Here is a 13850-nt window from a genome sequence, read left to right on the forward strand (position 1 = left end):
AATAGTTGAATATAAAACAAAACGTCCCGTAAAGCATCTCAAATCTTTACGGGGCGTTTATATTTCTAGTCGTTTACCTGATCAATAAGCAAACATATCTGCATTAACCGGCAGTTCTTTGCCATCAGCCGTCAAAACCTTTAGCTGAAGCATACCGCCATTATGGTCGAAATACTTAACTTCGATCGGATGAAGCCCCTTTGCCAATGCTTTCTGTCCGGTTACTTCACGGGGTGAATGAGGACCGTCATTGTCAACAACCAATTCTCCGCCAATCTTTAATGTACTGCCATCGTCAGACAACAGATTGAAAGTATAAATACCATCTTCCGGAGCATTGAAATATCCTGTAACGACCAAACCGATATTACCTTTCACTTCTTTCGGGATAGTCACTTCAGATATTTCATACGTACCGTTTACCGGAGCATTATCAATATCGGCACATTTATTGCCTTTAAACTCATGCCATACAGCCTGCAAACCTTTCTTGGAAGGTGTAGCATCCGCAGCTGGAGCATATTCACTCTTAACGTAACGCGTCTTCACGATATCACCTTTCTTACCATTCGGACGGAAAGAGCGGAAAGTGAAGTCTGTCGTTTCCGTTATCTTGATCGGACTGTTATACTGAGGCGATTCCAAAGTCGGGATACTGCCATCCGTTGTATAATGGATTTCAACACTTGGGTCAAGACAAGTAATTGCCGCTGTACCTTCACCGATAAATGCATTTGTGTTATTGAATCCTTCCAAATCCGGCATACGGTAATTTACGTTCATGATATTCAAGCGTGGGAATTGCTTAACCAGTCTTTCTTTAAATCCATCCCAGCTTTTTACGGAAGGATCGCTCCAGGCCAATTCAGCCAATGCCATCATACGGGGCATAATCATATATTGTATCCGTTCACGAGATGGGATATATTCGCACCAGAGATTTGCCTGCATACCCAAAATCAATGCTTTCTGTGCATCATTCAACGATTCAAGCATCGGATTGTAATTATATACACCGGACAATGAATTTTTATCCTGCTGATAGTCAAAATAGAAATTAGCATTCGGAGTCATGATTGCATGGTTGCCTTGTGCCGTTGCGTCAGGAACTGCGTTCGGACTCCAGGTACGCCACCACATGATTGTTGCCGTCGGAGACAAGCCGCCTTCCAGAATTTCATCCCAGCCGATCATTTCTTTTCCGTTATCGTTAAAGAACTTCTCCATGTTATGAACAAACCAGGACTGCAACTCTTCTTCTGTCTTCAGCCCGTTATCTTTCATCCGTTTCTGGCAATCCGGACATTTCTTCCAGTTCGTTTTTTCTACTTCATCGGCTCCCAAATGGATATATTTATAAGGGAAGAGCGGAATGATTTCGCTATAAACGTTTTTGCAGAACTCAAGAGCCGAGTCTTTACCCGGACAAACCGGAGAAGAAAAAGTCGTTCCCCACCCTGTCTGATTAAAACAAGAAACACCTGAATAATTACTTACCGCAGCCAGCATATGCCCCGGCATATCTATTTCCGGAATTACATCAATACCACGTACACCGGCATATTCAACGATTTCTTTAATATCTTGCTGAGTATAGAAACCACCATACAAAGTATCGCCCTGAGTGATACGTAACTTTTCAGCCGGAATTTCATAATCGGGATTATCCTGCTCTTTTGCTAATCTCATACACTCCCGGTCATGATTGTTAAAGGTACGCCAAGCCCCTTTCTCTATCAGCAACGGGTATTTCTTTATTTCGATACGCCATCCCTGGTCGTCGGTCAGATGCCAGTGGAATTTGTTCAGTTTGTAAAGAGCCATCATATCCAACAGTTCCTTCACTTCTTCCTTAGTAGAGAAATGACGGGAAACATCCAGCATCAACCCTCTCCAACCGAAACGGGGTACATCAGTGATCTGAACAGCCGGAACACTCCAATTAATATCCTTTACCACTGCCGGCGACTCTATCTCTGCCGGCAAAAGCTGGCGAAGAGATTCAATACCGGAAATAACACCTCCGTAGGTATTTCCCTTGATCTGAACTTTACCGGAAGTAACGTCCAAAGAATAGGCACCTTCATTTTGACCGGCAATATCACTTACAGCCAAAGATATATCACCGTCTCCCTCGCGTACATTATATATATAACCGGTTGAACGGGATAAAAGGCCGGAAAGATAGTTTGCAGCCGGCAGTAACTGCTTATCGGCAACACCGATTGTCATGCCATCTTTCAAAGTAAACTGCCCATTGGCATTCTTAATCTCTTTGGGAATAGGAATAATAGAAACATCATGTGCCACAGGGGTCGTGGGTGAACATGAACTCAGCATTAAAGCTCCGGTCAGGGAACATGCTGCGATAAACTGTCTGTACATTTTAATGTGTTTATTTGTTTGGTAATAAATTAGAAAACAAAAATACAAAAAAAGAGCTGTTCCTCGTTGGGCGGAACAACTCTTTTTTAAAATAATAATCTACTGATTAAATTCTATTCAAAATGTCAGTCAGTTTATCCGGAGTAACATTTGCTGCAATAATAACTCCTTTGTCGTCAATCAGGAAGTTCTTCAAACCTTTCTGTAGGTTAAACTTTCCATACAACGCTGACTTTTTACCGAGTCCTTCATGAAATTGCTTTGTGCCGCTAAGCTTGTCTGCCTTTACCGTCTCGGTAAAGATTGATTCTTTCTCGTCGAGAGAAACAGAATACATGGCAATTTTGTCTGAACTCAGTTTGTTTACTTCATTCCATAATTGAACGTTACGGACCCGCGATTCAGCATCGTAAGCTGCCCAGAAATTCAGCAACGTGTAACGTCCGGAATGATTTTGGAAACTGAAATCACTTTCGCCTCCCAAAGACTCTATTCTCGGAGCCAGATCACCAGGATTAGTACCCACGGTAGGTCTTGCTTCTTTTGTACCGGATGACATTGTTGCCAACGCAACCGTTACAATGAGAACATAAGCTCTTACCTTCATAATTTATTATTTACGTTAAACTTAATCGGACGAGACTCTCCAACAGCTTACTTACCGGTCTGCGGGCGGTTTTCGTCTGCCATCCTTTATGTCCGACTCCTGATTTTCAGGAAGTAAACAAGCGTTTCTCCTTCGCTAAGGAGCTACTTTCTTGTTCTTAACGCTGGCAAAGATAAGCGCAAAATACCTTTACCTCCAAACGATATAACATAAATCGACTAAAAAGCAAGATTTTTTATATGTTTTATCGCATGAAAATCCACTAAAACGGTTGCTTTATAACATAAATTTAGGATTTGGAACAGGGATAAATACGAATAATCTTTCACCTTTCTTCAAATTAAACCTAATTCAACTGCTTTCCGGTAAAGAGAATCCGAAAATAAAAAACCCGGCTTGAAACCGGGCTTTTTTATTTTACTTATCATCATACGGCGAAGGCATCGGCATCCCTTCCTTGATATATTCATCATAAACAATTGTTGGATGGTCCTGTAATGATGTTCTGTTATACTCTTCTTTGAAATTATCGCGACGGAAGTTCTTCAGTTTGAGGTTTTCCGAACTGTAGGTTCGCAACGTTTCTTTTTTATTACCTGTCAACGAACTTTCAATAACTACCGAATCAAGAATGTTCATTTTAGGAGTCAATGTTGGGAGTAAGGTCTGCTCCAGCAGTCCTCTGTAGGCTCCGATATACTCGCACCAGCAAGAATCACCCCGTTTAAAAACACGGTAGGTGTAATTTGACCATGCCGTACGGACGTGAATCTCATGTTCCCAGATCTCGATACAAGCTTCTGAATCATAATTAGGGTCTTTGATAGTAACCCTCTCCAGGCCATGCGTTTTTTCCACTACTGTTGTTTGCCATTTGTCTGAATGCCGTACTTCGGCAATAATCTCAGGCAGCTTTTCCTTAATTTCAAACTGAATCTTCATCTCATTTGCCTGCCAGTCAGGACTTATTAAGGTTGCCAGGTTCTAAATTAAATATAACGTCTCTGTAAAAATAACAATTTCATTTGAATTTTTGTTTATCTAAATGCCATTATTTGCATATAACTTATTTACCTTTGCCTTATAAAACAAAAAACATGGGACAAAAAGACGAAATTATACTGATAAATATAAACGGAGCCGACCGTCCGGGGGTCACTGCCGCCCTGACAGAGATACTGGCAAAGAATAATGCGGTGATTCTCGATATCGGCCAGGCTGATATCCATGACAACTTATCACTAGGAATTCTTTTCCAGAGTTGCGAAGGCAATTCTGGAGATATCCTGAAAGAGTTACTTTTTAAAAGCTATGAGCTGGATGTAAATATCCGTTTTAATCCGATCACGGAGCAAAAATACAGGAAATGGGTTGATATGCAGGGAAAGAACCGTTATATCATCACTATTCTGGGAAGAAAGTTAACTGCCAGACAGATAGCGGGCGTAACCCGTGTCGTTGCCGAACAGGGAATGAATATAGATGACATCAAACGTCTGACCGGCCGTATTCCTTTGGATGAAGATGCCCGTACCCCCAAAGCCAGCGTCGAATTCTCTGTGCGTGGGACTCCTCGCGACAAAGAGTTGATGAAAGCAGAGTTCATGAAGCTCTCGGCCGAACAGGTAATGGATATTTCTTTTCAGGAAGACAGCATGTATCGCCGTATGCGTCGCCTTATCTGTTTCGATATGGACTCAACTCTTATTGAAACTGAAGTAATCGATGAGTTGGCTGTTCGTGCCGGTGTCGGCGATCAGGTCAAAGCGATTACCGAATCGGCCATGCGGGGAGAAATTGATTTCAGCGAGAGCTTCCGCCAACGTTGTGCCTTATTAAAAGGATTGGATGTCTCTGTTATGCAAGAGATTGCCGAAAACTTGCCCATTACGGAAGGTGTCGACCGTTTGATGCGTATCCTCAAAAAGGTAGGTTTCAAGATCGCTATCCTCTCTGGTGGATTCACTTATTTCGGTAACTACTTGAAACAGAAATACAATATTGATTATGTATATGCCAATGAGCTTGAGGTTGAAGACGGAAAGCTGACAGGGCGTTACGTCGGAGATATCGTAGATGGCAAGCGGAAAGCAGAACTACTCCGCCTGATCGCTCAAGTTGAGAACGTCGATATCCGTCAGACCGTAGCTGTTGGTGACGGAGCAAACGACCTGCCGATGATCAGTATTGCCGGGTTAGGTATCGCTTTCCATGCCAAACCAAAAGTAAAAGAAACAGCCAAGCAGTCCATCTCCACGATCGGTCTGGATGGTATTTTATATTTCCTGGGATACAAAGATTCCTATTTGGACGAACAAATGTAATTAATTAAAGCGTTTATGGTAAGACACATTGTAATGTTTAAGCTGACGGAGTTTGCAACTCCTGCCGATAAACTGGCAAAAATGCAGGAAATCAAAACAGGTCTGGAAGCGTTGATCGACAAGATCGATGTTTTACGTTTGATCCGTGTCGATTTCAATATTAACCCCGAAGAAACCTGGGATGTTATCCTGACTACAGAACTCGATTCGCTCGAAGATGTAAAGACATATGCCAACCACCCTGAACACGTAGCTGTTTCAAAAGGGATTATCGGCCCGGTAAAAGCCGACAGAGCGTGTGTTGATTATGAATTCTAAATAACACTTCTCTTTTATGAAGGAGTTTGATATTGAAGAACGTGTAAAAATTGCCGTTCAAAATTTTGAGTCGGGATACAACTGTGCGCAGTCGGTATTCCTGGCTTATTCGGATGTTTTTGAACTGAACCTGGATATGGCAAAGAAGATGTCCGTATCTTTTGGCGGTGGCGTTGGCCGGATGCGGGAGATATGCGGAACAGTCAGTGCCATGGCTATGCTGGCCGGATTCAAATATCCGGTATTGGACCAACAGGATCAGAAAGCCCGGGCAAAGAACTATGCAATGGTTCAAAAGATGTCCGACCTGTTCAAGGAAAAGCATGATACGATCATTTGCCGCAGCCTTTTGCCTGCCGCAGAAGCCAGCCAGACTGCTCCGGAACCTTCTGCAAGAACGGCTGAATATTATGCAAAACGTCCTTGTAGTAAATATGTGGAAGATGCAGCCCGTATAGCAGGACGAATGCTGAAAAACGAATTGGATTGATGGCTCAGGCCATCAATCTTATTTGAGAAACATATCCCAATGTCCTGATCTCACTGAATAAATTCATATAAGACGACTGGGCTTTCACATTCACTTTATAGGTTATGATAGACTTGTTCTGTTCATAAATAGATTCAAAGGAAACACTTACAATATAAATGTTCTTTGATTCAAGAATTTTGCGGACAGCTTTCAAATCAGGAGTTGCGGTCGTACAAATAATCGTCAGGATCTTATTTACCCCATTCAGGAACATTCTTTTTTCAAGTCTTTCAAGGCTAACCAATATAACTAATGTAAGGCCTGTCCCAATCAATGCCGGAACATACATCCCCGCTCCCACGGCCAGACCGATTACGGCAACAACCCAGATACAAGCCGCTGTTGTCAATCCATGAATACTCCCATGGCTTTGCATAATAGCCCCGGCACCTAAAAAACCGATACCGGTAAGTACCTGGGCAGCAATACGTCCGGGATCACCGTTCAGGAAGTTAGGATAACATTGCGGTATCCAGATAGATATCAGCATGGCTGCTGCCGATCCCATACAGATCAATGTAAAGGTTCGCATTCCGGCTTCCCGACGGCGAAACTGGCGCTCCACACCAATAATCGCACCTAAAAAGAAACTGACTAATAATTTCACAGCCGCAGTAGTCGGAGTTATAGTTGTATTCTGTAATATATCATTAATTTGGTCAATCATATTTTTCTTCTTTATTTATTGGCAAATATAACTATTTATTTGAATATCCCTATATACTTTTCCTAAGCTGTATCCCTTTAGAAAAAGGCTTTATCGTTTCAATTATTTAGGGTAAATTTGCCGGCTTAAAAGACAGCTTATGAAACAAACATTGAAAGAAAACGGTGGACTTCCACCTTTGATCCTCTGGACATTATCCATTGTTGCCGGTATTTCGGTCGCCAATCTATATTATAACCAGCCTCTTTTAAATATGATACGGCATGATCTCGACGTATCTGAATTTACGACCAACCTGATCGCTATGGTTACACAGATTGGTTATGCTTTAGGATTGTTATTCGTTGTGCCACTGGCAGATATGTATAAACGTAAAAAGATAATCGTCACCAATTTTGCTCTTTTGGTACTTTCACTTTTATGCATCGCCACAGCACCTAACATTCATATAATCCTGACTGCTTCATTATTTACAGGCATTTGTTCGGTAATACCACAAATATTCATACCCATCGCCGCCATTTATTCAAAACCGGAAAACAAAGGACGTAACGTAGGGCTGGTCGTTTCAGGATTACTATCCGGAATATTGGTTTCACGGGTCATTAGCGGAGTGGTCGGAGAACTGTTCGGCTGGCGTGAAATGTATTATATTGCTGCCATGCTGATGGTTGTGTGCAGTATCGTAGTGGTTACCGTTTTGCCGGATATACGACCTACTTTTAAAGGAAAATACGCAGACCTCATGAAATCTCTTCTATCCTTAGTAAAGGATTATCCGGCTTTACGGATTTATGCTGTCCGGTCAGGATTGGCTTTCGGCTCTTTTCTGGCTATGTGGTCGTGTCTGGCATTCAAAATGGGACAAGCACCTTTCTTTGCAAACAGCGATGTGGTTGGTATGTTGGGACTTTGCGGCGTAGCCGGAGCCATGTCGGCCTCGTTGGTTGGAAAATATGTCAGGAAAGTGGGAGTCAGAGCTTTTAATTTCTGGGGATGCGGTTTGATACTGCTAGCCTGGTTATTACTTTATTTCGGAGGAAACTTTTATACCTCTATCATAGCCGGCATAATTATTATAGATATTGGCATGCAATGCATCCAGTTAAGTAACCAATCCAGCATTTTCGAATTATGCCCGGCAGCCTCCAACCGGGTTAATACTATATTTATGACAACCTATTTTGTCGGAGGTTCCTTGGGAACTTTTCTTTCCGGAACCGCCTGGCAGCTGTTTGGCTGGGCCGGGACTGCCGGTGTAGGAGTCTTTCTTTGCTGTGCTTCTCTATTGGTTACTTTATTATCCGCAAAGAAGATATAAAAATACGCTTATCCATATCCGTAGAAAAAAACGGAGAGACTTATTTATCAAGCCTCTCCGTTTTCTATTAATGAATATATCCTTTTATTTTTTCGATATTTCAATCACCCGGCTAGCCAATTGTCTACCGGAAAATACCGGAATACCGACTTTCATCAGATATTCACCGGAATATGTCTTTCCGTTACATTTTAATATAGATTTGGTATCCGGGAGCAAATTGATCTCTTTTATCTCATACTGAGCTTCCGGAGACAATCCCTGCAAACGAACAGGTTGCAACGTTTCCGCATATCGGGGATGGATATCGAAAGCAAAAAGAACAGCCTTATCCGTCGCTTCATTCACATACATCACCGCAGAATGATTTCCTTCGTAAGGAGATACCAGACGATACTGGTCGCCATCCAGAATAGCGTTACCCAAACGATTGAAATTCTTCACCGCCCCTTTGCAATATTCCTGTTCTGCCGGAGTCATATCATGAATACGGATATCAAAACCCAATTTACCCATCATCGCAACATCCGTACGGAATTTCACGCTGGCATTCTTATTCCAGCTTGTCACATGGGCTGCCATTGTTTTGGAAGGGAAGAAATGAGAATACCCCCACTGGATGAAGATACGTTCTATCGGATCTGTATTATCACTCGGCCAGAACTCGGTGAAGTATTTCAACGCTTCATAATCAGAACGTCCGCCGCCACCGGAGCAAAGCATCATCGGCAGGTTCGGATATTTGGCTTTTACACGTTCCAAAACATTATACAATCCTTTTACATGTTCAATATATAAATGAGACTGCTGATCTTTCAGATAAGGAGAATAAATATTTGTAATCGGACTGTTGCAATCCCATTTAAAATAAGCGATACCCGGATATTTCGTCATCAGATTGTCTACAATTCCAAATACATAATCCTGAACTTTCGGATTACTAAGGTCCAATACCATTTGATTTCTGAAGTAATATTCATCTCTGTTCGGCAGATGGATTACCCAATCCTTATGTTTTTCATAGAGTTCGCTTTTAGGATTCACCATCTCCGGCTCAATCCATAATCCGAATTTTATACCTTTGCCGGTTGCTTCTTTCACCAGTTTACCGATGCCGTTCGGCAACTTCGTCACTGTTTCATCCCAGTCACCCAAGCCCTGACGGTCACTGCTACGAGGATATTTATTGGCAAACCATCCGTCGTCCAACAGGAACATATCAACTCCCAGCGATTTGGCTTCGTCCATAATATCGACCAGCTTGTCTTCATTAAAATCGAAATAAGTGGCTTCCCAGAGTTATTCAGCAAAGTCATACGCGGTTTATCGCCGTCTTTTACCTGATATTTGCGGGCCCATTTATGGAAGTCGCGGCTTGCTTTTCCTTTCCCTTCCGCACTGAAAGTAAAGATAAACTCAGGAGTCCGGAATATATCCTGCGGCTTCAATGAATATTCTGAAGCATAGTTGTTTATACCGGAAAGGATACGCAAATTATTCAAATTATCCACCTCAAAAGTAAAACGGAAATTCCCCGTCCAACCAATGGTTCCAAAAAGGACTTCTCCTTCATTTTCCTTTGATTCCTCATTCAGTGCCAGTAAAAAGAAAGGCGAATTGAACATATTGGCACGGCTTCCCAACTTGGTATCCAATACTTTTTTACCAAATGAAAGCTGTTGTTCCGTCATGTTGACTTCATGTGCCCAGTCTCCGGCAAATTCTGTCAGAAAATATTTACCACCGTTCAGATGAAGCAGCGAAGATGCATAATTATAAAGCATAACCGGCTTCTTCTCCTGATGAGATATCTCGGTATACGTTTTGATTATATTTTCTTTGGCATAAGCAATAAAATGAAGATCAACCGTTACGGGATAAACGTCATCTTTCAGTTTAATAACGGTTTCCGTAACACCCGGTTGCAAATCGCTGGTTTTGTAAGATACATACTTCAGCAGCAGGGAAGGATTGCCGTCATTGTGCAATATCCGGATAGCCGGTTCGAAATAATCTTCCATACCATGTGTGATATAAGCCTCGCCAAGCATAGGCAACTGGTCGATATCACTATTAAAACGGAGCTTTTGCCCTACATATGATTGGTACAAACGTCCGTTATTACCTACTTTATAAATCAGACTGATATTGTCTGTTGTAATAGGAATAACTGTTTTATCGTTGGCTTTCAACGATATAGATATAACAATCAGGCAGATTAAAAGAAATAATTTGTTTTTCATTTCATTATTTTACTTGGTTTACAATACGTATTTACTCTACTTGAAAATTGAAAACAACTATCATACTATCATACTTTTCCTACATCTTACTGTTTACTAAAGGTTTACACAGCTAGAAAACATCCTTCAACTATCATAAAACTATCATTATACTATCATACAACTGTCATGCTTTTCAGGATATAACCAGTGGAATCATTAGTGTAGTCAGTTATCCGATGATACTTGTATTTTTCATGAAACCTATTGTCTTTTTTGACAAAGGTAGGTATTAAAACAAATTGACACCCGGGTGTCAGGTACTTTGAGACCCGGATGTCGACTATGGTTACACCCGGGTGTATCTGTCGGTAACACCCGGATTGGATAAATAATAAGTCCCTTTTTTGTCAAATAAAACAAGGATATCTTTCTATTTAATCAATAGTTTTATACATCCAAAGCCCCTATAAGTTCTTTGGCGGATTTGAATCCATGTCTGTCCAGGTATTCATTCATGCCATCAATCACTTTTACAGAAACAGTCGGATCTATAAAATTATAGGTTCCAATCTGTATGGCAGTAGCTCCGGCCAGCATAAACTCGACGGCATCTTTCCAGTTGGAAATACCTCCCAAACCGATGATAGGAATCTTAACTGCCTTGTAAGTTTGCCATACCATACGCAGGGCAACCGGCTTTACACAAGGACCGGAAAGGCCACCGGTTATTGTAGATAATATAGGTTTACGTTTCTCTGCGTCAATGGCCATGCCAAGCATGGTATTGATAAGTGAAACAGAGTCGGCACCTTCGGCTTCGACTGCTTTTGCAATCTCGGTAATGTCGGTCACATTAGGAGAAAGTTTTACAATAAGGGTCTTGGGATAAACCTTACGGACAGCCTTCACAACCTCGGCAGCACCACAGGTTGTAACCCCGAAAGCCATACCACCTTGCTTCACATTCGGGCAGGAAATGTTAAGTTCGATAGCCGGAATTTTATCCAGTTCAGCTATTTTTTCTGCACATTCCACGTATGTTTCCACCGACGAACCGCTTACATTTACGATCATATGCGTATCAATATCCTTAATAGCAGGGTAGATATGATCGACGAAATATTGTGCTCCTTTATTTTGCAGGCCTACCGCATTTAACATTCCGGAAGGAGTTTCCGCCATGCGGGGATACAGATTTCCTTCACGTGGTTGGATGGTTGTTCCTTTTACAAAAATACCACCCAGTCTTGAAATATCCATAAAGTCGGAATATTCGACTCCGTATCCAAATGTACCCGAAGCAGTCATTACCGGGTTTTTTAACTGCAAATTTCCTATGTTTACATTTAATTCAGCCATCTCAATTTCTCTATATTAAATACGGGACCTTCAGTACAAACACATACATGACCTTCTTGGGTATTTTCCACACAGCATAGGCAAGCACCTATACCACAAGCCATTGTATTTTCCAATGAGACTTCGCATGTGATCGATTCGGCGGCGGCATATTTGGCAACAGCTACCATCATCGGTTTCGGTCCACATGTGTAAATCCGGTCAAAATGAACATTTTTCAATACGGAATGATTTGTTACATAGCCTTTTTCACCCAAAGTGCCGTCTTCGGTAGTTATGTGAACAGTTCCTATCTTCGCAAACTCATCCAACTGCAACACATCATCCTTTGAACGGGCTCCCAACAGAAATACCGGTTCAAAACCGGCGTTCTTCAAAGCTGATCCCAGGCATAGCATCGGAGCAGTACCAACACCACCGCCAATAAGCAGTAATTCCTGATTTTTATCTTCACTGGCAGGAATTGTAAAGCTGTTACCCAATGGCAACATGATATTTACAATATCTCCGGGGCGGTATTCTGCCATACGACGCGTTCCATCTCCAACTAATTGGATAAGCAACCACAATTCGTTGGTTGTTTTATCTACAAAGTTGATTGAAATAGGCCGGCGAAGAAATGTTGTAGGAGAGTTATCCACGAGCACCTGAACGAACTGGCCGGGAAGCATTTCCGGCAAAGTGTCGTCGCAGGTTAACTTTAACAGGCAATAATTTTTATGAAGGCGGTTGTTTTCAGTTACCTTCATATCTAACATGTACTTCTTCATATAATATGATTACTCAATTTCTATACAAAGATACATGAATAAGATGTATATAGCAATGTTGGGTTAGTCTTTCTTGGTTTTTTCGGGGGTAAAAGTCTCAAACGTATTATCTGAATAGAATATCATTATTTTGCTCACATTTCTGGAAGGTTTATCCTGGCATACAATCTGCTCAATAACAGGCTGTTTAGTAGTATTTACAGGTGTTTCAACCCTAATTTCCTTGCGATATTCGGGAGAATCTTGTACGTTGGACGGAATTATCGTCGTATTTGTAAACAAATTGGGCTCAGTTAACACATGTTCACGCATCATAGTGCCTTTACCAAATAAAAGCCAATCGGAGTCTACGTATGTAAACCGTTCCAATATTTTAATTAGTACATCCAGGCTCGGATTATTTCTGCCGGATATAATATGCGACATAGCCGAACGTTGGATACCGATTGCTTCGGCAAATTTAGAAGGAGTCAATCCTTCGTGTTCCATTACTGCTAAAATACGTTCTTTCATTACCAAAATACGATTTATTTACCAAAAATCACTGCCAATCTGTCTGTTTACATGAATATAGTATAGAATTATATACTGATACAAATATAAATCATTATTTCCAATTGTGCAATTTATTTTTATAATTATATACGGATATATTTGTAACGCACAGTATAATAATGTGGCGCATACTTTTGTAAACCCCTATAACAAGCCTCTAAAAGAGATTAAAGTAACATTGGTGATTTTATTAAATAATAACCTGTTGTATAGATGGTTAAGGCTTATTATTTCAGCTAAAATGACTTATATTTCACATTTATATACGAGAATATAGCCATAAATTAATGTAAACGATTAATTTAATTAGATAACAGGCTGGGTTTTGATATTTTATCATACATATTAGCAATAACAGTATTTAAACCTATTTTTATTGATTTATATTAGTAATGTATATTGGTTACATTTATATTTACGCCACTATAGATACATAAGTAACGCACTTGTTTTATTTACGTAAACGCATCTGATCCAACACAAATGTTGCAGTACATATATCTGTTACTGCTGTAAACAGACAATACACTGTTGAAAAATGTTTCTGACAATTTGTCCTATCCTATGTGAATAATTCAGGAAGAAAGCGGATACTTTTGTATCCTTCACTCTAAAACTTGATTTTTTCGTGATATTTGTGAACAATTATACGGGAAGAAAGAAATATTGAATTCTCAGAGGGGTAAAATGTAAACTAAGTTATTGAAAAACAAAATAAAGAAGGTCATTTTGAAGGTTCGTAAATCCGAGCATTCCAGAGAAATAACGATAAAAAACAAAAACTGCA

General features: G+C 40.7%; 11 protein-coding genes and 1 pseudogene. 4 read left to right on the forward strand and 8 right to left on the reverse strand.

Features of this window, described 5'->3' with window-relative positions; genetic code table 11:
* Positions 1-81: 81 nt before the first annotated feature.
* The 3 genes from NBH15_RS21785 to NBH15_RS21795 form a co-directional block, all read right to left on the reverse strand.
* The gene (locus NBH15_RS21785) at positions 82-2385 is read right to left on the reverse strand and encodes a family 20 glycosylhydrolase (protein WP_244051042.1); all 2304 of its coding nucleotides are present in this window, start codon (positions 2383-2385) and stop codon (positions 82-84) included.
* Positions 2386-2491: 106 nt separating this feature from the next.
* On the reverse strand, positions 2492-2992 hold the full coding sequence (locus NBH15_RS21790) for a thioredoxin domain-containing protein (RefSeq protein WP_250823538.1): 501 nt from the start codon (positions 2990-2992) through the stop codon (positions 2492-2494).
* A gap of 417 nt (positions 2993-3409) precedes the next feature.
* The gene (locus NBH15_RS21795) at positions 3410-3934 is read right to left on the reverse strand and encodes a hypothetical protein (RefSeq protein ID WP_128133364.1); all 525 of its coding nucleotides are present in this window, start codon (positions 3932-3934) and stop codon (positions 3410-3412) included.
* Positions 3935-4089: 155 nt separating this feature from the next.
* Between NBH15_RS21795 and serB the strand changes: the two genes are divergently transcribed.
* Genes serB through NBH15_RS21810 form a run of 3 tightly spaced genes read left to right on the forward strand, consistent with a single transcriptional unit; the run spans position 4090 to position 6124 of the window.
* Positions 4090-5316: a phosphoserine phosphatase SerB gene (gene serB, locus NBH15_RS21800; RefSeq protein ID WP_044246285.1), complete on the forward strand. Its 1227-nt coding sequence runs from the start codon at positions 4090-4092 to the stop codon at positions 5314-5316.
* 15 nt (positions 5317-5331) lie between these two features.
* Positions 5332-5634, forward strand: coding sequence for a Dabb family protein (locus NBH15_RS21805; protein WP_007656822.1), 303 nt, complete (start codon positions 5332-5334; stop codon positions 5632-5634).
* Positions 5635-5650: 16 nt separating this feature from the next.
* Positions 5651-6124 (forward strand): C-GCAxxG-C-C family protein, encoded by a 474-nt coding sequence (locus NBH15_RS21810; protein ID WP_250823539.1) that lies wholly within the window; start codon positions 5651-5653, stop codon positions 6122-6124.
* A 4-nt stretch (positions 6125-6128) separates the two neighbouring features.
* Here NBH15_RS21810 and NBH15_RS21815 read toward each other — a convergent pair whose 3' ends face one another.
* Entirely contained in the window at positions 6129-6833 is a 705-nt protein-coding gene (locus tag NBH15_RS21815) for an MgtC/SapB family protein (RefSeq protein ID WP_007656826.1), read from the reverse strand.
* Positions 6834-6972: 139 nt separating this feature from the next.
* Here NBH15_RS21815 and NBH15_RS21820 point away from each other — a divergent pair, with 139 nt between their 5' ends.
* A complete protein-coding gene (locus NBH15_RS21820; RefSeq protein WP_250823540.1) occupies positions 6973-8154 on the forward strand; it encodes an MFS transporter in 1182 nt (393 codons plus the stop codon).
* Positions 8155-8238: 84 nt separating this feature from the next.
* Here the strand turns inward: NBH15_RS21820 and NBH15_RS21825 are convergent.
* The 4 genes and pseudogenes from NBH15_RS21825 to NBH15_RS21840 form a co-directional block, all read right to left on the reverse strand.
* Positions 8239-10397: pseudogene (locus NBH15_RS21825) on the reverse strand (alpha-galactosidase).
* Positions 10398-10826: 429 nt separating this feature from the next.
* Positions 10827-11738, reverse strand: a complete 912-nt coding sequence (locus tag NBH15_RS21830; RefSeq protein ID WP_007656831.1) for a dihydroorotate dehydrogenase — start codon at positions 11736-11738, stop codon at positions 10827-10829.
* Positions 11726-12508: a dihydroorotate dehydrogenase electron transfer subunit gene (locus NBH15_RS21835; RefSeq protein ID WP_250823541.1), complete on the reverse strand. Its 783-nt coding sequence runs from the start codon at positions 12506-12508 to the stop codon at positions 11726-11728. Before NBH15_RS21835 ends, NBH15_RS21830 begins: the two co-directional genes overlap by 13 nt.
* 63 nt (positions 12509-12571) lie before the next feature.
* Entirely contained in the window at positions 12572-13021 is a 450-nt protein-coding gene (locus NBH15_RS21840; RefSeq protein WP_250823542.1) for a helix-turn-helix domain-containing protein, read from the reverse strand.
* Positions 13022-13850 lie beyond the last annotated feature (829 nt).

The organism is Parabacteroides caeci (assembly GCF_023656795.1).
GTDB lineage: Bacteria > Bacteroidota > Bacteroidia > Bacteroidales > Tannerellaceae > Parabacteroides > Parabacteroides segnis.